18 protein-coding genes are annotated in these 24,370 nt (G+C 65.1%); 2 read left to right on the top strand and 16 right to left on the bottom strand.

Annotated features, from left to right (window positions below; translation table 11 throughout):
* Positions 1-2 precede the first annotated feature (2 nt).
* From ACQS5P_RS02470 to ACQS5P_RS02415, 12 genes are all read right to left on the bottom strand, one after another.
* The gene (locus ACQS5P_RS02470; RefSeq protein ID WP_428939318.1) at positions 3-1,169 is read right to left on the bottom strand and encodes a glycosyltransferase; all 1,167 of its coding nucleotides are present in this window, start codon (positions 1,167-1,169) and stop codon (positions 3-5) included.
* 1 nt (position 1,170) lies between these two features.
* Positions 1,171-3,018 carry an ABC transporter ATP-binding protein gene (locus ACQS5P_RS02465; RefSeq protein ID WP_428939317.1) on the bottom strand — a complete coding sequence of 616 codons (1,848 nt, stop codon included), beginning with the start codon at positions 3,016-3,018 and terminating at the stop codon, positions 1,171-1,173.
* Between the two features lie 15 nt (positions 3,019-3,033).
* On the bottom strand, positions 3,034-4,866 hold the full coding sequence (locus ACQS5P_RS02460) for an ABC transporter ATP-binding protein (RefSeq protein WP_428939316.1): 1,833 nt from the start codon (positions 4,864-4,866) through the stop codon (positions 3,034-3,036).
* The gene (locus ACQS5P_RS02455; protein WP_428939315.1) at positions 4,856-7,531 is read right to left on the bottom strand and encodes a glycosyltransferase; all 2,676 of its coding nucleotides are present in this window, start codon (positions 7,529-7,531) and stop codon (positions 4,856-4,858) included. Before ACQS5P_RS02455 ends, ACQS5P_RS02460 begins: the two co-directional genes overlap by 11 nt.
* A 21-nt stretch (positions 7,532-7,552) precedes the next feature.
* Entirely contained in the window at positions 7,553-10,231 is a 2,679-nt protein-coding gene (locus ACQS5P_RS02450; protein ID WP_428939314.1) for a prepilin-type N-terminal cleavage/methylation domain-containing protein, read from the bottom strand.
* A 323-nt stretch (positions 10,232-10,554) separates the two neighbouring features.
* Entirely contained in the window at positions 10,555-10,953 is a 399-nt protein-coding gene (locus tag ACQS5P_RS02445; RefSeq protein WP_428939313.1) for a hypothetical protein, read from the bottom strand.
* Positions 10,954-11,007: 54 nt separating this feature from the next.
* The gene (locus ACQS5P_RS02440; RefSeq protein ID WP_428939312.1) at positions 11,008-12,417 is read right to left on the bottom strand and encodes an ATP-binding protein; all 1,410 of its coding nucleotides are present in this window, start codon (positions 12,415-12,417) and stop codon (positions 11,008-11,010) included.
* Positions 12,414-13,124 carry a response regulator gene (locus tag ACQS5P_RS02435; RefSeq protein ID WP_428939311.1) on the bottom strand — a complete coding sequence of 237 codons (711 nt, stop codon included), beginning with the start codon at positions 13,122-13,124 and terminating at the stop codon, positions 12,414-12,416. Before ACQS5P_RS02435 ends, ACQS5P_RS02440 begins: the two co-directional genes overlap by 4 nt.
* A 33-nt stretch (positions 13,125-13,157) precedes the next feature.
* Positions 13,158-13,667: a hypothetical protein gene (locus tag ACQS5P_RS02430; RefSeq protein ID WP_428939310.1), complete on the bottom strand. Its 510-nt coding sequence runs from the start codon at positions 13,665-13,667 to the stop codon at positions 13,158-13,160.
* Between the two features lie 395 nt (positions 13,668-14,062).
* A complete protein-coding gene (gene rpmB / locus ACQS5P_RS02425; protein WP_428939309.1) occupies positions 14,063-14,335 on the bottom strand; it encodes a 50S ribosomal protein L28 in 273 nt (90 codons plus the stop codon).
* A gap of 157 nt (positions 14,336-14,492) precedes the next feature.
* Positions 14,493-15,506: a cation diffusion facilitator family transporter gene (locus ACQS5P_RS02420; protein ID WP_428939308.1), complete on the bottom strand. Its 1,014-nt coding sequence runs from the start codon at positions 15,504-15,506 to the stop codon at positions 14,493-14,495.
* A gap of 305 nt (positions 15,507-15,811) precedes the next feature.
* A complete protein-coding gene (locus tag ACQS5P_RS02415; RefSeq protein ID WP_428939307.1) occupies positions 15,812-17,134 on the bottom strand; it encodes a neutral/alkaline non-lysosomal ceramidase N-terminal domain-containing protein in 1,323 nt (440 codons plus the stop codon).
* Between the two features lie 294 nt (positions 17,135-17,428).
* On the opposite strand from ACQS5P_RS02415, the gene ACQS5P_RS02410 reads away from it, so the two are divergent.
* Positions 17,429-18,043, top strand: a complete 615-nt coding sequence (locus ACQS5P_RS02410; RefSeq protein ID WP_428939306.1) for an HAD family hydrolase — start codon at positions 17,429-17,431, stop codon at positions 18,041-18,043.
* A 224-nt stretch (positions 18,044-18,267) separates the two neighbouring features.
* Positions 18,268-19,305, top strand: a complete 1,038-nt coding sequence (locus ACQS5P_RS02405) for a zinc ribbon domain-containing protein (protein ID WP_428939305.1) — start codon at positions 18,268-18,270, stop codon at positions 19,303-19,305.
* 64 nt (positions 19,306-19,369) lie between these two features.
* Here the strand turns inward: ACQS5P_RS02405 and ACQS5P_RS02400 are convergent, their stop codons facing one another.
* From ACQS5P_RS02400 to ACQS5P_RS02385, 4 genes are all read right to left on the bottom strand, one after another.
* Complete coding sequence (locus ACQS5P_RS02400; protein ID WP_428937294.1) at positions 19,370-20,353, bottom strand: transposase; 984 nt, start codon at positions 20,351-20,353, stop codon at positions 19,370-19,372.
* Between the two features lie 179 nt (positions 20,354-20,532).
* Positions 20,533-22,056: an ankyrin repeat domain-containing protein gene (locus ACQS5P_RS02395; protein WP_428939304.1), complete on the bottom strand. Its 1,524-nt coding sequence runs from the start codon at positions 22,054-22,056 to the stop codon at positions 20,533-20,535.
* Between the two features lie 477 nt (positions 22,057-22,533).
* Positions 22,534-23,460, bottom strand: coding sequence for an MBL fold metallo-hydrolase (locus ACQS5P_RS02390; RefSeq protein WP_428939303.1), 927 nt, complete (start codon positions 23,458-23,460; stop codon positions 22,534-22,536).
* Complete coding sequence (locus ACQS5P_RS02385; RefSeq protein WP_428939302.1) at positions 23,460-24,236, bottom strand: endonuclease/exonuclease/phosphatase family protein; 777 nt, start codon at positions 24,234-24,236, stop codon at positions 23,460-23,462. The genes ACQS5P_RS02390 and ACQS5P_RS02385 overlap by 1 nt, the downstream gene beginning before the upstream one ends.
* Between the last annotated feature and the right edge of the window lie 134 nt (positions 24,237-24,370).

Raw genomic sequence — 24,370 nt, 5'->3', positions numbered from 1 at the left:
TGTCACGCCGGCGCCGAAGCGGCCGCATGCGTCCTGGCCGGGCGCGGGTCCAGCACCTGCTGCAGCAGCGGTGGCAGGACCGCCTCGACCGAAAAGTGTGCCGCTGCCAGGTCTCGCGCTGCACGGCAATGGCGGTCGTAATCCCTCAGAACCGATTCGATTCCCGCCACGGCGTCGGCTTCATCGCGCCAGGCCAACAGTCCTTCCCCAACCGGCAGATGAGCACTGAACCCGCTGTCCTGCACCACCGCGGGTTTGCCGGCGGCCAGATAACACTCGGTCCGATCGCTGAACCACCCGCTGCGGGTGTGGACATAGGCATGTTTGGCGACGCTGAACTCGGCCATCGAGCCGCGGATGTAGTGGCGATATCGATCCAGATCGCTGGAGACCTGGAATGCGTCGCGGCAGATCCAGCCGTATTGCTCGAGCCTGCTCCGCGGCGCATTGGCAGAGATAGCCAGCTCCAGCGCCGCCGCGACCCGCCGCGGCAAGTCGATCACTTTTTCGAATTCGATGTTCTTATTGGCGTCGATATCGGTGAAGCTGCCGGTTTTCCAGGTCATCACCGTGGTGAAGACGCGGCGACGTGCCGGCGCTGGCTGCCACTGATCGATACAGAGCGGCTGCCACGTATGCCGCCAGCGGAACTCGCCCACAGGCACCGGGCACGCTGCCGTGCCGATGTTTCGCCCGAACGTGAACAACGCGTCGAATCGGCGGAAGAAATCCACGTACCATGGCACACCTTTGGCGATCGCCAGTTGCGTGAAGGCCGGGTCGGAATCGATGAACGCCTTGCGCGGGATGCTGGCGTAGTGGTCGCGCCAGAACCAGCATCCACCGGACAGGTTCAGGAACAGATCCGCATCGCGGCAGACCTCCAGCCAGCGCTGTGGCGAGATTCCGTGATGCCGGCCACGGTAATCGACATAGCACCAGTTCTCCCCCAGCCCATGTGGCTGAAGCGCCTGGCGGATGAAATTGACGGCGTAGGTCGGCTCAGTGGCCAGCGTGTTGGCCAGCGGGTCGTAGTTGCATTCGCCTGTATCCTCCAGATACCAGACCCGATGACCCAGCGTGCGCAGCCCCAGCAGGTACATCAGCGAACACCAGCCCACGCCGCCGTACGGATACCTGCCCATGATGCCGGCCAGGATGATGTTCATCTCAGTCCACCTCCCCGTTGCCGGCATATTCCGATCCGGGCGAGTCGTTGCCCCGGGCGTGCGCGGCATACAGCCGGGCGTAGGCCCCGCCGGCGCACAGAAGCTGCTCGTGCGCCCCGGCCTGCACAATCCTTCCGTGTTCCAGCACGATGATCCGATCGGCGTGGCGGGCGGTGGACAGGCGGTGCGCGATCAGCAGGGTGGTTCGCCCGCGCATCAACCGAGTCATCGCCTGCATCACCTGCTGTTCGGTGGCGGCATCGAGGCTGCTGGTCGGCTCGTCCAGGATCAGCACCGGCGCATCGCGGAGCAGCGCTCGCGCGATGGCGATGCGCTGACGCTGCCCCAGCGACAACGTCGCGCCGCGCTGTCCAACCACCGTGTCGTAGCCGTCCTTGAGCTTTACGATGAATTCGTGTGCGCCCGCGGCGCAGGCGGCCTGCTCGATCTGCTTTGGCGTGGCGCGCGGACGACCATAAGCGATATTGCCGGCGATCGTAGTGGGAAATAAGAACGGCTCCTGCAATACCAGCGCCACCTGTCGCCTGAGGTCGCGCAACCTGATCTGGCGCACGTCGATGCCGTCGAGGCAGACCCTTCCCTGCCAGGGGTCGAAGAATCGCGGCACCAGTCCCACCAGCGTGCTCTTGCCTGCGCCACTGGCGCCGACGATCGCGATCATCTGCCCGGGTCGCGCCTCCAGCGACACATCCCGCAGCACCGGGCGATCCGGGTCGTAGCCGAACACGACGTGTTCGATGCTGACGTGCCCGCGGCTGACCGGCATCGACCGCGCGCCGGGACGATCGGCGACCTCCTGTTCGGTCTGGAAAACCTCCAACACTCGCCGGGCGCCGCCGATCGCGCCCTGAATCGTCATCGAGCTGTACATGATGGCTTCCAGCGGGCCGTACAGCGATCCCAGGTACGCCAGAAAGACCAGGATGCTTCCGACGCTCAGACGGCCGTCCAACACATGTGCCGCGCCCAGCCAGATGATGCCGGCTGTGCCCAGAGCCGTGGCCAGACCCGTGAGAATCTTGAACTGAAGCTGCACGCCGGTGCTGCGCATCGCCGCGGCCAGGGCGGCGTCGGTGTGGGCGCGGAACTGGCGGTCGTGATACTGTTCCCGGGCAAACGCCTGCACCACCGGAATCGCGCCGAACGTCTCCTCGATTCGGTCGTAGATCTGTCCCTCTACCTGCTGCTGCTCGTAGCTGCGATCCATCATTGGCTTGGCATACAGCCGAAGCGTGAGGATCAGCATGGGCATGACCGCGACGGCGGCCAGCGTCAGCCCCGGATCCAGCTTCCACATGATGATGACCATCACGGCCAGCGAGATGAGCGACGAGCCGACGGGCAACATCGCATCGCGGATGATCGTCGATACACACGCTGAATCGCTCGTCACCCGCCGAATCGAATCCCCGACCGACTTGCGACCGTGGTATCGCAGCGACAGGCGCTGGAGGTGATCGAACAGGTCCGCCGCCAGATCATAAACCATCCGCTGTCCGAAGCTGATGTGCGCGATCGAGCTGGCCAGCCCCAGCGCCCAGCCGCTCAGAAACAGCGCAAGGGTCGCACCGACTGCCCAGGCGAGCCGTTGCGTCGGCGATTCGGCGTATGGCAGCCACGCCAGCGCGTTGCCCGCCCACGGAGGCATCGGCTGCGACATCAACACCTGATCGACGATGAACTTCATCGGCCAGGGGTTCAGCGCCTTGATTCCGGCCAGCAGCAGCGTCAGCGCCACAACACAGACCAGTCCGGTCCATCGTCGTCGCGCGTAGCGCAGCAGCCACAGGCAGATGCTCAGGATGCTGCTTGGATCGCTTGTGCGCATCGTCGTCAATTTACATCAACGGCCGGTCGCGCCGGCGCCGACTGCATCGGCGGGGCGAGTATGCCCCGACTGGATTGCGAACATCCGGGCGTAAGTCCCGCCGCGTGCCAGCAGGCTGTGGTGCGATCCGGCTTCGGTGATTCGTCCTTCCTCCAGAACGACGATCCAGTCGGCCGCGCGGATCGTCGAGAGCCGATGGGCGATGATCAGCGTTGTGCGCGAGGGCATCAGTTGCTGCAAAGCCTCCAGTAGCGATGTCTCGGTGCCGCAGTCCAGATTGCTTGTTGGCTCGTCCAGAACCAGAATCGGCGCGTCCATGAGCAGCGCCCGGGCGATGGCGATCCGCTGCCGCTCGCCGCCCGACAGCGTCGCGCCGCGCTGCCCGATTATGGTGTCGTAACCGTTCTGCAACTGCCGGATGAACGCGTCGGCACTGGCCAGCCGCGCCGCGCGTTCGATCTGCGCCGCGGTCGCGCCTGGCCGGCCATACGCGATGTTCCGCGCGATGCTTGCAGGGAACAAAAACGGCTCCTGCGGCACCAGGGCCACGTGCTGGCGAAGATCGTCCAGCTTCAGGTCGCGCACATCGACACCGTCAATCCGCACGCATCCTTCCCACGGATCGATCAGCCTCGGCACCATGCTCGCCAGCGTGCTCTTGCCCGCGCCGGTCGGCCCGACGACCGCCAGCACCTGTCCCGGCCGCAGCTCCAGCGACACGCCGCGCAGCACCGCGGTCGAGCGATCGCGATCGTCGTAGCCGAACACGACGTCGTGAAACAGCAGGTGTCCTGCGACGTGTTTGAGCTGGCGCGCATCGGCACGCTGGCGCACTTCCGGCTCGCGGCTGAGGATCTGCATCACGCGATCGATGCTGGCGCGCAGAAACTGATAGCCGGTGTAGGTGGACGCCAACGTCCGGAACTGCGTCTGAAGCGTCCGCAGATAACCCAGAAACACCAGCAGTGCGCCGACGGTCAGCTCGCCGGCCAGAACCCGCCGCCCGCCGACCAGCAGGATCAGCCCCGTGCCCAGCACCGCCGACAGCCCCGAGGCCAGCTCGTTGGCCCCGCCCAGCAGGGCCGCCCGGCGCTGCGCGCGCAGGGCGTCGTCGGCGAACTGCCGGAACCTGCGATGCTCGCGTCGCTCCTGGGCGAAGGCCTGCACCACCCAGATCCCGCTGAGCGTCTGGTGAACGTGCGAGTGCAACTGGCTGTCGATCTGGCGCTGGGCGGTGGCGTTGGCACGCACGGCGCGTCCCAGCAGCCATGCCGACCCCACCATCGCCGGCGCCACCGCAAGCGACAGCATCGCCAGTGCGGCGTCCATTTTCAGCATGATCCAGAAGGTCAGGCCGAGTGTGAGCAGTGCCATGGCGGGGGAGACAAGCAGTGTGTCGATGAGGGTGTGGACGCACCAGGCGTCGCCGGTGATCCGCGACATCACATCACCGATATGGCTGCGGCTGTGAAATGCCGGGCAGCGTCGCAGCAGCCGCGCGTGCAGATCGCCCGCGAGGTCGTACACCATCCCCTGTCCAAACTTGACCCATGCGCGTGTCAACACCACATCGCTGAAGCTGTTGATCGCAAAGAAGATCAAACCGCAGGCGACCACCCACCGCAGCAGCCCGAATCTGCCCTGGGCAAAGGGCAGGATCTGGCTTGCGCTCGTCAGCCATAGGGGCATCGGCTGGTCCGACAGTACGTGATCCACCAGCACCTTCGTCGGCCAGGGCTGCGCGATCGTCATGCCCATCCCCAGCAATGTGGCGGCAAGGATCACCAGCCACAGTCGCCGGTAGGCCAGTGCGTAACGAAGCAGCGTGATGGAACTGTTACTGGCCATGGGAGTGATGCCGCGCCGGCTGCGTGTTGCCGGGAGGATCGTCGCGTAGCTGCCGAAGTGCCCGCAGTGCGGTGGCCAGCGACGCGGCGGCCTCGCGGAGGATCTGGGCGGAGAAGATCAAAGCCGCCACCAAGGCAGCGGCCGCGGCGGGAGAGTGTCTGGCTGTTTCTGCCAACACGCCCGCCGTGGCGACCAGACCCACGTCCACCGCCGCCGCCCAGCCCGCGACGCGCGGCCAGACACGGAAACGCACGAGCTGTTTGCCACCGCCATGCTCTTCAACCGTCATGTGGATTCGCGAGGCGCCGGCCATCCCGGCGCGAAGCTCCAGGTCCCAGCGGTCATAATCTCCGCCTCGAAGCACCACCGCGCCACGCTGGCTGAGCAACGACTCGACCCGGCCGAGGCGCGCCTGCGGGCATTGCCACTGCTCGGACCAGAGCGTGATGCTGCGCGGCCGCGGCCAGGTGAATCCGCGCACGCCCCGCAATCGCCAGGGCGTCAGTCCCAGGCTCATGCGTCCCAGCAATCGCGCCATCGGCTGGATCAGGTGCAGTGCGAACGTAATCGCCAGCATCGACGCACGGCTTGTTCCATCAGGCGGCGGGGCGCAGCGCAGTGCGCGGGCGGCGCTGCGAGCAGCTTGAATCATGGTCGCCGCAAACATCAGCCCTGCCAGCGGCGCCGCCCACAGCAGTGGTGCCCACATCAGGCCGCCCACCGTTGCGGTCAGTACCAGCATCGCAGTCAGCAGATACCACTCCGGCATCACCGGCATGGCGGCAACGATGTTGGGCGTAGTGTGGTAGACCGACTGGAACAGCGCTGTTCCCCAGGTGCCGTGATAGATCCGCCGGCGACTCAGATGCAGAAGCTGGATATAGCCGTTGCCATAAAGCCGGCCTGCCCACGTCGGATACCCCGCGGCGTTGTACTTCGCCGGCCACTTGCGCTCGAGCATGGCTTCGGCGCGGCCGTAGTTGAGCTGCTGTTTCCAGTATGCTCGGATGCTGGATCGTCGGTGATGCCATACCATGGCCGCGGGACTGAAGCCCAGCGTCCAGCCCTTTTCCTGCAATCGCCAGCAGATGTCCACGTCGTCTCCGGCGATGCGGAACTGCTGGTCGAATCCGCCCACCTCCAGCAGCCGCTGGCGCCAGAATGCCATGTTGCATCCGGGGATGTGTTCGGCCTCGGTGTCGCTGAGCAGGACGTGGCTGGGGCCGCCGGGAGATCTGGCGACGCATTGGGCGATCCAGCCGTCCTCGGGCGGACACAGATTCGGCCCTCCCACGCCCGTGTGCCCGCTGTCGCGCAGCGTCCGCACCAGGTATCTGAGCCAGTGTGGATCGGGATACGCATCGTCATCGATGTAGGCGACGATCTTTCCCCGGGCGGCGCGCAGTCCGAGGTTGCGGGCGTGGCTCAGCCCGTGATTGGGCGTGCGGATAAGCCTCACGTCAAAGCCCCGCGCGATCCGAGGCGTGGCGTCGGTTGAACCGTCATCGACGACAATCACCTCATAGTCCGGATAATCCAATGCCGACAGCGCAGCCAGGCACCGGGCGATCGTGCGCCCGCCGTTGTGACTGCACACGACCACCGAGACGGCGGGCCAATCGTTGTCGGGCGGCTTTGCCCCGAACGGCGCGGCTCGGATCGCCTGCGACACGGCCTGAAGCGCGGGCTTGGGTGAACGATCGGCGCGGGTCAGTCCGAATTGCCAGTCGGTGATGTCTGTTCCGCCGCGATGCCACTCGTCCGTCCAGCAGAACACGAACGTGCCGGCGGCGCCGCCGGCGAAGGCCGTCTGGATCTGCCAGCTCAGCACCTCGGCCTGCCGCGCCTCGCCCTGCCGCAGGCTGTCCAGTCCCAGTTCAGCCACAAGAAGCGGTCGATCGCCCGCCAGGTTCTGAAGTCGCGCCAGATATGCGCCCAGCTTCTGCGGCGTCTCCAGGTAGACGTTGAACGCCACCAGATCCAGAAACGGCAGGTCCAGGTATTCGGTGGAGGGATAATTCACGTAGGTGAGCAGCGCGGTCGGCTCGGTCTGGCGGGCCAGATCACAAAGCTCGCCGAGCCATCGCTCCACACGCCTGGCACCATACCACCGCACGATGGGTGCGGGGATCTCGTTGCCCACCGCATAGCACAGCACCGCCGGATGAGCCGCGCATGCCCGCACGCCGTCGCGCAGGCGATTTCGGATCGCTCGCCGGCGGGCGCGATGGTCCAGGAACGTAATGTGCTGTTCCCAGGGCAACCCGACCATCACCCGCAGCGAGTGTCGATGTGCAATGTCCAGCAGATACTTCGGGGGAACAGTGTAGGTGCGAATGGCATTGAAGCCTGCGTCGGCGATCTGCCGCAGGTCGCGCGATGCGGCGATGGGTGCGGGGTACTGGTTGCCATCCGCATCGGGGCGGAAAGGTCCATACGTCACGCCGTGCACGTACCATTTGACATCGGCGGCGCACAGGAACTTGCCCGCCACACGCACGCGCCCCGGCGCCATGGCGCGGTGATCTGCCGGTGGCGTCGCCGGCGCGGCCAGTTCCTGCGACCTCGAGACAGGCCCGGGATCCGCGGCTGCGTGAGGATCGGGTCCCGCCTCGCCGGCCAGCAGCCGCGACGTGGTCTGGAGTTGGTTGGCCACACCTTCCATAAGAGCACCAATCCCGGCGGCTCATCTGTCCGGCAGATCCCACGGGTCGAGTTGTCCGGGGAACCGGTAAGTCGGCTCCTCCACGCTGACGTGCAGGTCCAGAAACAGCATGTTCATTCCTCTGCTGCGTGCGTGTCGGCGGCGATCGATCAGGCTCGCGTAGTCCGAGCTTTGCCCGTCGGGGTGACGGTTCATGTAGTAATCGTCGCGCCACGCGACCTTCTCGCCCGCCAGCACCACCGCCGACGGACTGATTCCGCCGGGAATCCTGCTTCCATGGCGAATCTGTTTGTCCACGAGATGGGCATTGAGCACGTACGAGTGCTCACCGTCAGGATTGTCGTCGCCGGGGCATAGCAGCACCGGCGGATTCCAGACCGCCGGCTTGAACACGTGCGCGGGCCAGCGATCTTCGTGCAGGACTTCAAAACCTCGCAGCGGCGGGACAATCCAGCCGTTCCATCGCTGTGAGTACGCCAGCAGATGCACGCCAAGCTCGCGGAGATTCGACTGGCACTGGATCCTTTTGGCCTGAGCGCGTGCCCGGGACAGCGTGGGCAGAAGGATGCCGATGAGGATCGAGATGATACCGATGACCACGAGCAGCTCAATGAGCGTAAAGCCCCCGCCGCGGCCTGGCAGGCAATCGCGGCGGGGGCGTGGCGTGTGTCGGCACGCGCGCAACAGGCTGACCGAGGCGACGCCGATCGCGGCGAAGCTGCCCGGCTCGGGAATGTGCACCGTGGGCAGACCCAGTTCCGCGATGGCCCGGGCAGCGCTGATGTCGCTGGCCTGCCAGTTCATCGCCAGCAGCTTCAGATCCGCCTTGCCTAGAATGCCGTCGTAGTCGAAGTCGCCGTCTGTCCACAGGCCAGTGGTTTGCCAATGGCCGGCCAGCTCGTACAGGTCACGCAGATTCACCGTGCCATCGAGGTTGGCATCGCCGGCCAGCGTGAACTTCAGCAGCACGGACGTATCGTCCACCACCTGTCCCGAGAAACTGGCCGGAAAGGAGACGGCGACTTCGGATGCCTCGGCGTAGCCGATCGCGCAGGCGGTGTTGGCCTGCGCCGCGGTGCTGAAGATCCCCGCACCGTTCCACGCGCCGCCGTTGTAGCCGCTTCGCAACTGGTCTTGCAGCGTCTGGATTGGGCTGGCACCATCGTAGTCGATGACCGCGTCGTTATCGGCCAGGTCGAGCCGGCCGGTCCAGGCTTGCGTTGATCCGTCGATGCTCAGAGATCGGATGACGCTGGTCCCTCCGCCCGGACGCATCGACACCAATCCCCCGACACTCAGCTCGCGTTGCCGAACGTGATCGGTGCTGAGGCTGGCGCCTGCGCCGACCAGCAGCGATCCGCTGCCGCTGAAAGCGCCCACCGACGCGTTGCCGCCGGTCTGCTCGATTCGGCCATCGTTGTTCACCGGTCCGCTGGATACCGATGCGTTGCTGATGGACAGCAGTCCGGTTGCATTCACGCGCATCTCGCCGGCGATCAGACTTCCGCCGCTGAGATTCAGCCGGGCGGCGTTCCCCGACAGACTGCCCACCGCCAGCCGAGACACCGCATACGTTGCACCGCCTAGATCAAACGTGACGTTGCCGCGGATCACGCTGGCGAGGTTGCTGGCCGCAGAGACGCCGAAGCTGACGGTGTAGGTGGCATCCAGCAGAAAAGCTGCATTCTGCCCCGCGGCAGGCGCGCCGGGGGCGAACCAGTTGCCGGCTGTGGCGAAGGCCCCGCCAGCGGGGTTCGACCAGAACCTGGCGTTGGGCGTGAGCAGAAATGCGCGGGTCTTGCCATTGTAGGTTCCGGTGCCCGTGATCTGTCCGCCGGAATTGATCGCCCGCGCCTCGTTTAACACCCATCCGGACCCGTCGGCGAGCAGATCGTTCAGGTCCACCATCGTGTTGCCCAGATATAAAAAGGCGTGTGGTGCGGCGGGCGACTGCGGCTCCACTCGGCCAACGATCACTCCCGCGTCGTTCACGTCAAACGCCGTGCTGCTGGCGAATCCACTCAGCATGCCCAGGCTGGCCATCGTTCCGTTGGCCCAGCGGAACGCCAGAAAGTTGATGTCATTGGCGTCATACGAGCCGCCGACGATCACCCCCAGGGAGTTGATGCCGAACGCGTAGGCGTAGTTTCCGCCGAGCGTGCCCAGGTCCTGCATGACAGTGCCTGTGTGTCGGAAGGCGCGATCGGTGAAGTCGAAGGCATCACTGAAGCCGACCACCACGCCGCTGTTGTTGATCGCGTATGCCTCGCTGCTGCCGTAGATGCTTCCCAGCGTGCCCAGATTGCTCATCGTCCCGCCACTCCAGCGGAACGCGCGATACTCCAGGTCGAATCGTGTGGTGGAGCCGCCGGCCACTTCGCCGTTGTCGTTGATTCCGAACGCATAGCTTGAGTTGCCGCCCAGCGTGCCAAGATCGCTCATTACCCCCTGGCTGTAGCGGAAGGCGTGTTCCAGCCCGGCAGCGGTGCGTGAATAGCCCGCGATCTGCCCGGAACTGTTGATCGCAAAGGCGTAGCTGACCGATCCGCCCAGCGTTCCCAAATCCGTCAGGTTGCCCGATTCATAGCGGAATGCTCGATCGAATCCCTGGGCATCAGTCGAATACCCGACGACCTGCCCGGCATCGTTGATGTCACGCCCGAAGCTGCTGGCACCGCCCAGGGTTCCGATTTCGCTCACGAGATACGACTGGGCCAGGGCGCAGGTTGAGCTGGCTATGCTCAGCAGCCCGGCGATTGCGGGGCAGGCTTGCCGCAACCGTGCGCGCCGGCCCGGGTGGCTGAGCGCGCGGCGAGAACGATCTGCACGTTCAGCAATCGACCCTTGCTGTGGATCCTGCTGTTTGCCCGAGGGCATCTTCTGGTTCTCCGCAAGATACTGCTGACTGGAAACGACGCCGCGGGTGCGATGCGGAAACGCTGCCCGCCAGATGTGCCCTTATATCCGTTGATCATGAAGGGAAGATGAAGCCAACTGGAAAGCCGCAATTTCGCCACACCCACTCAACGCGGTGTTCCGACAATCCGGCCAAAGCGCCCCTGTGAAGTCCGGTATGTGCAGACCAGTCGCGCGACCCGCAGCACATCCGCGGGCGGATCGACCCGCCCAGACAGTATGATCGGCAGACCCATCGCCGTTCCCGTGCCGCGGAATCGCCCATTGCGCAGGGTCAGGTTCGGGGCGATCAGATTGCCGGTGTTGCCGCTGGCGTCCCTGACCAGCCCGTCGATCGTCACCGACGTGGCAGCCACCGCGGCGTTGCCGCTGCCGGTGAACGCCCCGCGGAATTCCAGCTTGTATGATCCCTGTGTTCCGGGCAGTGCGCGGATCACCGCCGGAGTTGAATCCGTGAGCAACAGGCACAACAAAAGCACCATCAGGCTGATCAGCGGCCTTGGCATATCGCGCACCCCGCGAACTGTGCGATTTGCTCTGCTTAGCGACCCAAACATCGACTATACCGCGCCAACATGAGGCGAAGATGAATCCGCCGGCTCCTGCACAGGAATCATCACCCGTACCCGGGTGCCTTTGCCCGGCTGCGAATCGACTTCACACCGCCCGCCCAACGCCTTCACATGCGATTGCACCAGAAACAGCCCGATGCCCAGATGTGCGCCCTTGCCGTCGCCTGCGGCCTGGGCGGCCGACTCCACACGGTAAAACGGCTCGAACAGGTGCGGCAAATGCTCGGCGGCGATGCCGCCGCCGCAGTCACTGACGGTCAACTCGACCTCCGAGTCGCGCTTCTGGCAACTCAACGTCACCGACGATCCCTCACGACTGTGTTCCACAGCGTTGGACAGCAGATTCGTGACGATGCTGTGAATCCGTTGCGGATCGGTCCGGCAGGGGATTTGATCGGCAAACTGCCGCTGGATCCGGATGCCGCGGGCCTCACCAAGCGCCGCGGCGACGTCGGCGCAGCGGTGCAGCACCTGTGCCAGATCTGTCCTCTCCAGCCTGCTGTGCGATTCGGATTGCTCCATTCGCGCCTGCTGAAGCAGCGTCTCGACGAGCTGCCCCAGTTGTCGCACATCTGTCAGGCAGCGGCTCATCGCTTCAGTCAGTTCCGCGGCCGCACGCGGACGGTGCAGCGTCACTTCAAGCGTCGTGCGCAGAGCTGTCACCGGCGTACGCAGCTCATGTGCTGCGGTCCAGAGGAACCGCTGCCGCTGCTTCAGCCCATGCTCAAGTTTCTGGAGCATCTGATTCAGCCGCTCGCCCATCGGCTTCAGCTCCTGTGGAAGGCTGGAGACGTCGATCCTTCGATTGAGGGTTGAATCGTCAATGCTGGCGATGGTGTCGGCCGCGGCGCGGATGGGGCGGACCGCCTGCCGCGAAATCCGCATCGCCACCAGAGCCGTCAGGGCCGCGCTGATGATCCCCACCATCGCCAGCAACCCCGCCAGGCGAGACAGCAGCCGATCGATGTTCTGCGCCGAACCGCTGTAGACAATTGTGACCGCATCGCCGCCACGGCCGTCGCGTTTTACCCCGTCGGGCCGAATCCGCACCGCGATGTTACGCACCCGCGTGCCGTCGCCGACCTGAGCAAAGTTGCGGCTGATGACCTCCAGTCGGGGCGCGTTGCCCAGATCGGCTGGCGGTCGTGCCACCACGCGACCCAGGGCGTCGCGAATGAGGTATCGATCGCCCGTCGGGATCAGCGGCGAAACGCCCGCAGCGCCTGCGGGGCTTGCCTCCACGCCGAGCAGCCTCGGCAACGCCGCCGCTCGACCGATCAACGCCTCGTCCAATTCCGCCAGCAGTGCCCGTCTGGCCGCCAGGTAGGTGCCGACTGCGCCCGCCAGCAGCGCCGCCCACGCCGTCAGCAGAATCGCGATGGCGATGCGTCGGGTCATGACGGCTGATCCTCCGCATCCGGCCCACAGGTCGCCACCGTCGCTGAAAGCATGTACCCCATTCCCCGACGGGTGTGGATCAGCTTCGGCTCAAAGTCCCGGTCGATCTTCTTGCGGAGCTGCGCGATGTACACGTCGACCGCGTTGCTCGTTGATTGATCGTCCTGGTCATACAGATGTTCCCAGATGTCGCTGCGGGACACGACCTGATCGGCCCGCACGGCCAGGTAGTGCAGAAGTTGGTATTCCCTGGCGGTGAGGTTGATGAGTCGTCCGCCGCGGCGTACCGTCCGCGCGACGGTGTCCAGCTCCAGATCGCCGACGCAAATCGTCTCGCGGCTCAGTCCATGCCGCCGCCGCACCAGCCGCCTGACCCTGGCCACCAGTTCCTCCCAGGCAAATGGCTTGGTCAGGTAGTCATCAGCGCCCTGATCCAGTCCGCGGACTCGGTCCTCCACCGCATCCCGCGCAGTCAGGCACAACACCGGAGTTTGGATTCCGCGGCGACGGATCTCACGCAAGATCGTCCAGCCGTCCTTTGCCGGCAGCATCATGTCCAGAATAACGCAATCGTAGTCATTGGCGGCGATCAGATGTTCAGCCTCGCCGCCGTCGGCTGTCACGTCCACCGCGTATCCCTGCTCACGCAGCCCCTGCGCAAGAGCGCGCGAAACGTTCGGATGATCTTCGGCAACCAACAATCTCACGGCCTGTTCCTCCGACGCTTCCAGGCCAACGGTTCACCGGCCTGCCCGCTCCTGTGACTGGCTGGGCTCTCCGCGAAGGGGCGTCTGCAAGTCCGCCAGGCACTCATCCGCCGGCATCGTGTGCGCCGAACCGTCGATCCGCACGGCGTTGATCCTTGCCCTGGCATGCCAGCCGGGCAATGCCTCCAGCGCCAGTACTGTGGACTGACGCTTGACGCCGCCGATCATCTGTCCGGCCAGTGTCGTCGTCTCATCGCCCGTGTCGCGCCAGTCATAACTGGATCCGATGGCCGGAAAGACCTCCTGATCGGCGGGGCATTCCAGCACCCGCGCCGTCGCCAGGTACTTTCGCAACGCCGCCTCCCAGGGCATCTGCGCCGACGCCGGGTCCGGCAGCCGGCCCTGGTTATCCGAGGCGTATGTCGTGAACGCCACACCGATCTGGCGGAGGTTGGACAGGCATCGGATGTTTCCCGCAGATGTGCGCGCCTTGCCCAGCATCGCCAGCACCAGTGCCAGCAGCACCGCAACGATGCCAGCCACCACGAGCAATTCCAGCAGCGTGAACGCCGCCGCGATGCGACACCGCCTCCGACTTCCATGCGCGCAGCGCACAATCCCCGGACCCGCGCTACCAGCAGCGTTGTGCTTGGTATTTGCCCGCATCACCAGGTCTCACGCCCCCTGGTTATCGGCATATCATGCAGCGCTGTTGGCTGTGGTTCCACGAAAATCGTGCAACGGCGGCACCGGAGAAGGCAACCCATTGACGAGCCCGGGCGCGTCCGGAGCAAACTGGCAATGTGAAACGCCGGCTACGGGACGGGTACGGATCGGTGAGTGGTCGATGGGCCGTGTGGCAGACAACTCCGCCACTCACACCGCCAGATGGCAATGACTACGATGGCAAATGCGAGTTGCACTCTGGACGGTTCGTCTTATGCCGTAGTGGGGGCAGAGGTCGTGGGAGTGACCTTGCGGCGCACGGGCTTGACCACCAGACCGTTGCGGATGGCCTTGGTGCTGACCTTGATCCGCATCACCCGACCGTTCACCACCGCCCGCACCCGCTGAATGTTGGGCTTGAACTTTCGAGGCGTCACGCCGGTCACCTTGGTCCCGACCCCGCCAAGGTATTTGGCCTTGCCACGGTGCGTGACCTGGTTGCCGAAGCTGGTCTTCTTACCCGTGAAATGACAAACGCGTGGCATATCCGTGACCTTTCTGACCGTCTGGCTGCTGTAGGGCGCTGGCGTTCCAGGCGCGTCCGCCGGCCCGCGGCAAATTCCCGCCATCTGCCGGCTCCGCGGGCGAGAAAATATAGTCAACCCACCCCGCCATTGCAACCTGGCCGGAAAGACGTCGGTGTTACGACCGAAGCTGCGGCTGTTGCAGCTCCACATTGGCCTGGGCCGCGGCTGCACAGGCTTCGCATCCATCGCCGGTGCATGGCTCGACGTGTGCGGTGGCATTACCCTGGCCAAGGGCAAGCTCGATCTCGTACTCGATGGCGCTGGCGACGCGGTGGCCGTAATCCACGTCCCACTTGCCGGGCACCATGATGTGGAAATCGACCCAGTGATATCGTCCGCTGTGGCGATGGCGAAGCTTGTGGTAGGAACAGATCAGCGGCTGGCGCCCGTCGGGGGCGAGGTGCGAGTCGAGGATGCCGCGAATCATCGCGTCGTCGGCGCGGTCCTGCTCGTCCATCAGGCCGGCGGCGCTGCGTCGCAGCAGTCCGGCGGCCATCGAGACGATGTACAGTGCTACCAGAATGGCGGCGATCGGATCGAGCCAGACCCAGCCGGTGAAACGCATCACGCCCAGCGCCGCCAGTACCACGGCACTGGTGATCGCGTCGCTGAGCAGGTGTTTTCCATCGGCCTCGAGTGTGATCGAGTTGCTCTTTCGGCCCCGCCAGACCAGATACACGCCAACGCCGCCGTTGACCAGCATCGCCAGCCCCACCAGAGTCAATCCGAAATCCAGCTCGTGCAGGCCCGGCCCGCTGATCAGCTCTTCAATGGCGCGGGTGATGATCACCAGTGCGGCCAGGATGATCATGCCACCCTCAAACCCGGCGGAAAGGAACTCGACTTTGCCGTGGCCGTAGGGATGCTCCCGGTCGGCGGGCTGGTGCGCCAGGATGATCGCATACAGCGCAACCCCGCTGGCCAGCACATTCACGATGCTTTCCAGCGCGTCGGAGAAGATTGCCGCCGACCCGGTCAGGAAGTAGGCCACGAACTTGATGAGCATCAGCACGATGCCCACCCCCAGCGAGAGCATGGCCGCGCGCTTCTCGGCAGCGACGACATGCGGGCAGGTATGACCCGTCGGAACGGCGTTGTGCGATGATTGATCGCTGGCTGAGGATGACATCGCCATCTTCGAAGCGCATTATGGTGCAAGAGCCTGCCTCAAGGCAACTGCGTCGATACGACGGATGAAAGGTAGATAACTTGAGGCCGAGAGCTTGCAGGATACACAGTGGAGCGACCGATCGACGCGTGCGGCCGGAGGGTGGTCGTAGTGCCCGAGAGCGAGCGGCCGGCAACAGCGGGCGAGTCCCGAAACGGCAACTTTCAAAGCCACCCGGAGGCGCTGCCGATGCCCCCGTTCCGCCAGGCGCTGATGCGCAAAACTGCCAGCGATGATCGCGAGCTTGACCCCTTGACGCACATCATTCATGGCGCGCCGAGGGAGGCGAGCATTTGGCTGGCGGCGCGGACCAGGACGGCTTGCGTGCCGCGGGTGATCGGCGTCAGCAGGCGAGGGAAAAATCGATAGGACTGCGCCGGCCCGTAGCCGCCCTGAGCGATGGCGCGGTCCGTGGGGGCGTAGCCGAACAGGCCGTTGGTGTAGCCGGCGATGATGACGCGTCGCGGCGCGAGCTGTTCCCGCAGCTCCATACCGATCTGCGAGTAGATCTCCAGGGGAAACGTGACGACGAGCAGATCGCCGATCCTCGCGGCCAACAGGTTCACGCTCAGCCGCCGCGGCACGGCATCCCGCGCCAGCGCCTGTTCCAGCTCCTCCAGCCAGTCCAGCTCAAAAAATGCCCATCGCGCTTCAGGCGTGGTCGGGGTCATGTCGCGCGGGCCGCGACGCGCCAGCAGCTCGGCCTTGAGTCGCTGGATCTGGTCCCTGTTCGGCGGTGCATCCAGCGGCAGCTCGACAGGCTGCTCGGTCACGCGAATCGCGATCCGATCCTGCCATGCGGCGCGATCAAGCGCTTCACTGAGCGCGCTGGCCAGCGCTTCGCCCATCGCCTCGGCCATCTCGAACGTGCACGCTTCTCGCGGGTGGTCGCGGCAGACCAGCGGGTTGACATCCCCGGCAGCGCCTTGGACGAACAGCGCGACCCCGCCGGCAGACTGCTCGACGAATCGCGCCGCGTAACCCGCGTAGTCGGCGGTGAACAGCAGATTGTTCGGCCCGAGCACGACAGGGTGCGTCGCATAATTCAGGACCGTCGCAATGACGCTGTTCGGATCGTCCGCATCGCGCACCTGCGCGACGATCAACTGCTCGTCAATCGGACAGGTTGCATCCTGGCGGTTGTGACCGATGCCGGTAACGGTTGTCTGGCCGTGCGCCAGACGCGCGGGGCGCAGTCGCTGCGGCAGTGTCGCGGCGGCGTCGGCGATGGCTGCGAAGGTTCGCTCAAGCCAGGCTCGATCGGCCTGGCGCAAAATGCCACGAAACGGCATGCTGCACGGCCCGCCGTGCGTGTGCGTGCACGATACCAGCACGTTGCCGGCCGGGATCGACAAGCGCCCGGCGACTCGCTGACGCAACTGCGCATCGTCGGCCGGGTCCAGCCCGATCATGTCGCACGAGATCCAGACCAGCCGTGTGTCGCCGTCATCCAGCAACAGGAGCCTGGCCATCAGTGGATCGTGAACGCCGATCGACGGCTCGAAGCGAAGCGCAAAACCCGTCAGCCGGGAACCGACGACCGGCTGGAGGTTGATGGCTCGTGCGGCGGCGTGCAAGGCGCGGCTCATCCGGGATCCCTGGCGTTGGTCATCCATTTGTCGATCGCGTTGGCGACGGCGGCGATATCATGTTCGCCGGCCAGCTCCACATTATGCAAAAATCTGTGGAGTGTGCACCGCATCGAGGCGCGCCGGCGTGACTGTTGTCGCCTCGCTGCCCAACAAGCGATGCGGATGCGTGCGTGATGCCATGGCCACCTCGGCCAAGCATGGCACCATCACAACGGGGATCGGTTCAGATTCGAGCGTGTCGAGTATGATTGTCCATCGATTTTTCGGCCATGGCGAAAGGCGATGCCCGGCATGATCGACTTGAGTAGATTTCGTGCGGTGATCTTCGATTTCGATGGGGTGATTGTGGATTCGGAGACGTTGCAGGCGCGGGCGTGGACACGCGTCGGACGTGAGTTGGGGCTTGGCGACTGCCGGATTCCCGTCGAGCAAATAGCGGGCCGGGTGGATATCGAGCTGGCGCCGCTGCTCTTTCCCGGACATGATCCGCGGCGATGTGTGCAGCGGAAGTGGCAAATCGAAGCAGAAATGGAGGCTGCGGGAGAATTGCGGCTGGTTCCGGGCGTGGATCGATTCGTGCGGTCGCTGGCGCGGACGCACCGGCTGGCGATTTGCTCGAGCTGCGACGTCAGGCAGCTTCGCCGGCGACTTGAATATGTCGGCCTGTCGTCGCTGTTTTCCGTGGTGGTGGGAAGGTCCGACGGCGTCGCGCACAAGCCCGCGCCGGAGCTGTACCTGCGTGCGCTGGCGGAGCTGGGCGTGGGGGCCGGGCAGGCATGCGCGATCGAGGACAGCGAAACCGGCGTTGCCGCCGCCAGGGCCGCCGGGGTCTACGTGATCCAGCTCGTGCACTCCGGCCAGCCGCACGCTGCACTTGCTGACGAGTGGATCGCGAGTTTCGAGTGAGCGCGTCGCGCCGGATGAGGCGGGGCAGCGCAATGACGACCGAACCGCAGCTGGTTTGCTCGATTCGGAGTCAATGCACAGCACCGCGACGAGTTATCGCAGGCTCTTGCCCTTTTCACGGTGGGGCAAATCCGCATAATGAGGTATTCTTCCGACCGGCGTGCGCAGTACAGCGACGGGCGGAACAGCGATCTTTGAAACACTCACAGTCGAGGTGTCCATTCATGGGTCCGACCAACATCGCCCTGGTCAAGCTGTTTGAAGCAGATCAGCGGATGCGAGCGGCGCAGGCCAGGCTCGAGGCAGCCAGCAGGGATGTGCGCGTCCAGGAACGCCGCGTGAGCGACCTGGTGGAGAAGCATCGCCTGGCCAGTGCCACGCTCATGGAGGCGCGCGCCAAGGCCGGGCAGGTCGAGCTGGATCTGAAAAGCCGCGAGGCGCACATCGAAAAACTCCGCCTTCAGCAGCAGCAGGCCAAGACCAACAAGGAGTATCAGGCGTTCCTGGTGGAGATCAACACCGAGAAGGTGGATAAGGCCAAGATCGAGGACGAGCTGATCAAGCTGATGGAGCAGGTGGAGCGCGGGCAGAAGCAGTTGGCGGAGCTGGCGTCGCAGCTCGAGGCCGAGCGCAGCAAGCTGGCCAGCCTCAGGGAGGGAATCAGCGACAAGCTGGCCGCGCTTCAGGCGGAGGTGGAGGCGCTGCGCGTTCCCCGCGACGAGGCGCGGAAGGCGGTGCCGCCCAAGGCCCTGGAGATTTACGACCGCCTGGCCGAGCACCACGACGGCGAGGCGCTGGCGCCAATTGCCAAGCCCGATCCTCGCCGTGAGGAGTACATCTGCTCGGCGTGCAACATGGAGCTGGTCACAGACGTTTACAACAAGCTGCACTCGCGTGACGAGTTGGTGTTCTGCCCAAGCTGTCGGCGGATTCTGTACATTCCGCAGGATCTGCCGCCGGAAGCCGCGGTTCACAGGAAAAAGCCGCCGAAGACGAGCCGTCCACGAAAGCCCCGGCAGATCGCCGCCGCGCCGCGACGGGGTGAAAACGCCGTGGACGTGCTGAACTCCATGACTCCGCCGCCCGAGCCGGAGACAAGTTCCGAAGCGGCGGATCATCCGGATCAGGGCGTTCAGCCGGATCACCCGCAGCAGGAGGCATCGGACAGCGCCGAGGTGACGGTATGGGCAGGATCATCCGGGGGCGAATCCCCGGGGCCGAGCGGTTCGTCCGATTCCGACGCCACACCGGGCGCATCGTGAGTTCGCCGGCAACTCCGCGGCGAGCGGAGATCGGCGCAGGTGGCGAAAAGGGGTCGGGAGTGGCTCAGTCTCGACCCTCATAATTGGCGTAGATCATGATGTCGTGCGTCAGGGTCCGCAAGAGCATCTCCTGCCGGCGACGGCGGCGTTGCACGGAACGCAGGGCATCGCCAAAGTTCCGCTTCATCATGCTGTTGACCGTCTCGCTCTGCGCTCGCTGGCCGTAGGTTCGCCGGTCCGCCTTGCGGGCAAACCGCTGCTTCATCAGCCGGCGATATCGACCGCCGGGCGGCTTGCTCGACGGCCGCCCGATGCCCGTGGGAATCACCGAGCGCACACCCATGTCCAGGCGGGCGCTGCGGTGGTTGGCCTCTGAGTCGTATCCAGCGTCGGCGACGACGACGTTCACATTGGCCCGCCGCCACGCATGGTACAACAGCGGCGCGAAGTCCGGCGCATCGGACCCGCAGCCGATATGAACCCGCGCCGCCAGGATGAGGTGACAGGCCGAGGCCACCGCCAGGGCCAGCTTCGGCATCTGCCGGGCCCGGCGCGAGCGTGAGCGATTGACCTCGTCTGCATCGGTTTTTTCGGTGTATTTGCCGCCATCGCGCAGGAGCATCTTGCGGCAGACGCGGTCGTAATGGCGTGAGCGGTGACGCGCCTCGTAGCAGGTGCTGTCGAGGGTCAGCGGCTTGCTCGAGTCGAGCTTACGCAGCAGTTTGGCCTTGGCGGCAAGCTGGGCCAGCAGGTCGAGCATGCGGTTGACGCGCCGGGTCTTGAGAAGCGTGCCGAAGGCCCGCCAGAGGGTGTTGTGATCCGGGGCGCGGGACATGCCGAGGTCGGCCAGCCACTGCGGCGAGTCGCGCAGCAGTTGCTCGGCCCTGCGATAGCTGAGCTTGAGCTGCTCGCGCAGAACGAGGCAGGCGAAGAGTTGCGGGAGCGTGAAGTCGTGGCGGCTGCAGTCGCAGGAGTAGGCCGGCCAGACGCGGAGGGCCAGTTCATGGGCCTGCCGCAGGACCTTCCATGGTGATCGAGATGTTTCCATCCCGCAGCTTGTACCCACTGCATCGGCGTGGCGCTACCGAACATGCGCCGAACTTGGAGAGGGTCGAGACTGAGCCGGTCGGGAGTCTTTTTTCAGGGTTCCGAAAAGACTCCCGACCCCTTTTTGTTTTGCAGAACCTGTGCCACGGCGGGCGGGGCTTCGCGGCGCGCCTGCTCCATCTAGAGGGACAAGTCGCCAGCGGGCATGGCGCGGGCGATCAGCTCGACAATGGCCGGTCCGTTGTCGTGTCCGGCGTGACCGGCGCCGTGGATGGCGGTGCTCAGCGCGTCGCCGCCAAAGTCCTGCTTCAAGTCCAGTCGCGCCCCGCGTGCAATCAGCAGGCGGACGATCTCGACGTGTCCGTTCCACGCCGCCTGGTGAATCGCGCTGCCGCCCCAGCTTCCTTTGGTGTCGATGTCGAAGCCGAGATCAAGCATGAGCATGACGGCCTGAAGATTCCCGTTGGCGGCGGCGCGAGGCAGGGCCTGTCGCTGCTGCGGCGAGAGAGAATCGACAAAGCCCTTCACGTTATCACCGAGCAGGCGTCGAGCGCGGGCTTCGTCGCCGGACACAATCGCCGCGAGAATGGCCTCGGTCGGCGTCAACACACCCGAGGCGCCCCGATCAAGCAGCAGGCTGGCGGCCTGGGCATCGCCGAGCCGGGTGGCAAGCTCATAGGGCGTAACGCCATTGGCGTCGGGCAGGTTGGGATCGGCTCCGGCATCGAGCAGCATGCCGATGATGGTCGCGCTGCGGTTGCGATCGATGGCGAAATGCAGCGGGCGCCAGCCGCGCGGCTGGCCGCGGTCGATCAGCCAGTTCACGTCGGCGGCGTGATCCAAGAACAGCCGCAGCCCGGCCGGGTCTTCACGATCCATCATGTGACACATGCAGTAATTCAGCCAGGAAGACGGCGGGATTCGCTCCAGCAGCAGTCGCAGGCAGGCATGGTCAGCAAACTCGGTCGCATGGTAGAGTGATTCATTATCGGGGGGATTGGTCGGGATGGCGCCGCGATCCAGCAGCAGTGCGGTCAGGTTCGGATCATTGGCCACGCCACAGGCGCCGTACAGCGCCGTTTCGCGTTCGATGTGCGTTCCAGCGCGCGCCTCGAAGAAGCTGTTGGGATCTGCCCCGGCATCCAGCAGCAGTCTGGCCGCATCAACGAAGTCGCCGGAGCGGTCTCTGGACAGTCTGAGGTATCGGGAAAAACACAGGTACAGCAGCGGCGTCCACCCTCGCGGCCCACCGGCTGCTGTGGCCAGCGAGCGGTCGTCTCGCAGCAACTGGCCGACGCGCTCGGCCCGGCCAAGCACGCACGCGGCCAACAGGTTTGCATCGCCGATCCACGGATGTTCGTCGAGCAACTCGTGGGCGCGATGAAGGCTGCCCTGACGATGGTCATGCTCGGGATCGACTGTTGCGGCGATGATGAACTCGTCAACAAGCTCGGGACGCGCAGCCGCTGTGGTTGAGCCAGCCATGTCCTTGCGTGTACTGTGCAGATGCGCCCGTAGCTTTCGCCAGCTTGCAAAGCCATGCTGTCGGGCGACCAGGAGCTGTGCGTCGGCCAGGCGCGCGGCAGGGTCCTGGCGACGCAGCTCCAGGAGCATCTTCTTTGCTGCCTTGCGACACCACTGGAGGTTGGGCACAGGCGGCTCGGAACGTGGCGCCGAATCGGAACGTTGATCGCGCTGCGGCATGAGAGACCTTCCTTCCAGCATGCCCGGCGTCCGCGGTTCACGGGCGGAAAGAAGGCTATATCGCACATGTGTGACGGGCGGGTAAAACCCTTCACGCGGACCGTTGGCCGCCCGATCGGCCAACAGCACCCTATCGCGGCAGGCGTCGAGTGGCAAGCGAAAAATCGCCGGTGTGCGGTCCGGCCTGCGCAGCAGCGACGGCAGGAAGAATGGCTGCCTGTGCCACAGGCGTCGGGCCCGTGATGAGGGGCATGAAGTGATGAGGGGTCCGAAGATCAGCTTTTCGAACTCGAGCGCACTCTGCATGGCCGGGACGACCATGCCACAGTTGGCTGGGACGTGTCACGGGCGTCTCGTCCGTGCAAGTATTTCGACCATGAGCCAGACGCGCGTGACACGAAAGACCGCCGCATTTCCCAGACGGGCTCGGACACGAAAGCTTGTGTTATCGAGCTGAGGCGCAAGCGCAGCGCCGGATCAGTTGGCCGACCACATGTCGCCGATCTGGCGGACGATGATGCGCGAGGCATCGTTGCCGGCGGCGTCGAGCAGTCGCTCCAGCGGCTCGGCCATCGGCTCGTGGCTCAGGCGAAACGTGCTGTGGTGCATCGGCAGCACCCAGTCGGCGCGGACATGATCGACCATGCGCCATGCCTGCTCGGGCGTGGCATGCGCCTGGATGTATGGGTCGTATCCGCCGATGCCAAGGATCGCCAGATCAACCTTGCCGATGCTCTTGAAGTGCTCGTGGTAGGCGGTGTCGCCGCCGTAGAGCACGCGATGTCGTGGCGACTGGATGAGATAGGCGTTGAACCCGCGATGTCGGTCGAAGAAGGTTCTGGCGCCCCAGTGCTCGATCTGCTGGGCGATCAGCTCGAGCTGTTCGCCGACGCGCAGACGCTGGCCCCATTGCATTTCCATGACGGTAGTGAATCCCAGGTCACGGATCAGGTCGTGCGTATGCCGTGAGGTGACGACGGGAATGTTCTTGGGCAATCGCTGAAGGGTGGGACGATCCAGATGATCAAAGTGTGCATGCGAGACGAGGATCAGATCGATTCTGGGAAGCTGCCGGATGGACAGCGCAGGCGCGACATGCCGCCGCGGGCCGCCGGTCATCAGGCCCAGCCCCACACCAATGCGATTGGACAGCACCGGATCGGTCAGGATCGTCTGCTGTCCGATCCGCAGCAGGACGGTGGCGTGTCCAATCCAGACGGCGGCCAGCTCGTGGCTGTGCCAGCGATCCAGCCGTGGAATCTTTGGCGGGCGTGGCGGGGCGTTGAGCAGGTCGAGCCAGCGAAAGCGCCCGCGTCCGCGCCCCAGCCAGTCGGCCAGACGCAGCGTCAGCGGGCGATGCTTGGCCCAGTTCGCGAAGGTTCGCCAGCTCGTGATTCTGCCCATCACTGATCCACTACGATTTCCGCGCCCACGGGGAAATGATCGCTGGCATATTTGGCCAGGCGATCCTGTTCAATCCAGGCCCGGGTTATCTTAGCCGCGGCATTGCCGCCGAAGACAAAAATGTAATCGACTCGTTGTCCGGGGTAGAGGGTGGTAAAGCTGGCGGCGGTGCTGGCGGCGCGGGGGTCTACGGCGTGCAGGGTGTCGACATACCCGGCGTCGAGCAGCATCTGCACCACGCGGCGGGGGATCTGCTGGCCGTTGGCCTGCCACGCCTGACGTGTGGACGGCTTGCAGCGCTGCGGGTCGATCTGCTGATACGGCGCGTTGGCGTTGAAATCGCCGACCAGCAGATGCGGGCGATTCGCGCGACGATGCTCTGCAAAGGTGTCCAGCACCACGGCCAGCTCCTGCTGCCGCTGCTGTTCGTTGGCCTCGTACGCGCCGTGTGTCAGGTGCACCACCCCGACAGTCCACTGCCCAGCAACCGTGGAATTGACCACTGCCTCCAGCAGCGCCTTGCCCACCGGCTTTCCCAGAGCGGCGTGATCGATGGTTTCGAGGATGTCGTATCGGCTGAGCAGAGCCGCGCCCGTGCGTCCGGCAGTGGCGTGGATGTAGTCCATTTTCAGGCGTGAGGCGATGCGATCCACCACGCCCGGGTCGTCGGCCTCCACCAGCGCCACGATGTCGGCCCGCTGAGCCAGCAGGATTTCGGCCAGCGGATCGGCCCGCCCCACGCCGCCTTCAAGAATGTTATAGGACACGATTCGCATAATGCAGGTTGCTGCGGCGGCGGGGGATCCAGCACGCCCGTCAGATCTTCGCCGGCCTTACGCGGCGCGTCGGCGAAGTTGCCCGCGGATCGGTTGCCGCCTGCCTGCTTCCATCGTACGTTTTGCCGGGGACT

The sequence above is a fragment of the Fontivita pretiosa genome (assembly GCF_050410795.1).
GTDB classification, from domain to species: domain Bacteria; phylum Planctomycetota; class Phycisphaerae; order Tepidisphaerales; family Tepidisphaeraceae; genus Fontivita; species Fontivita pretiosa.
This window is presented reverse-complemented; position numbering and strand designations above follow the sequence as displayed.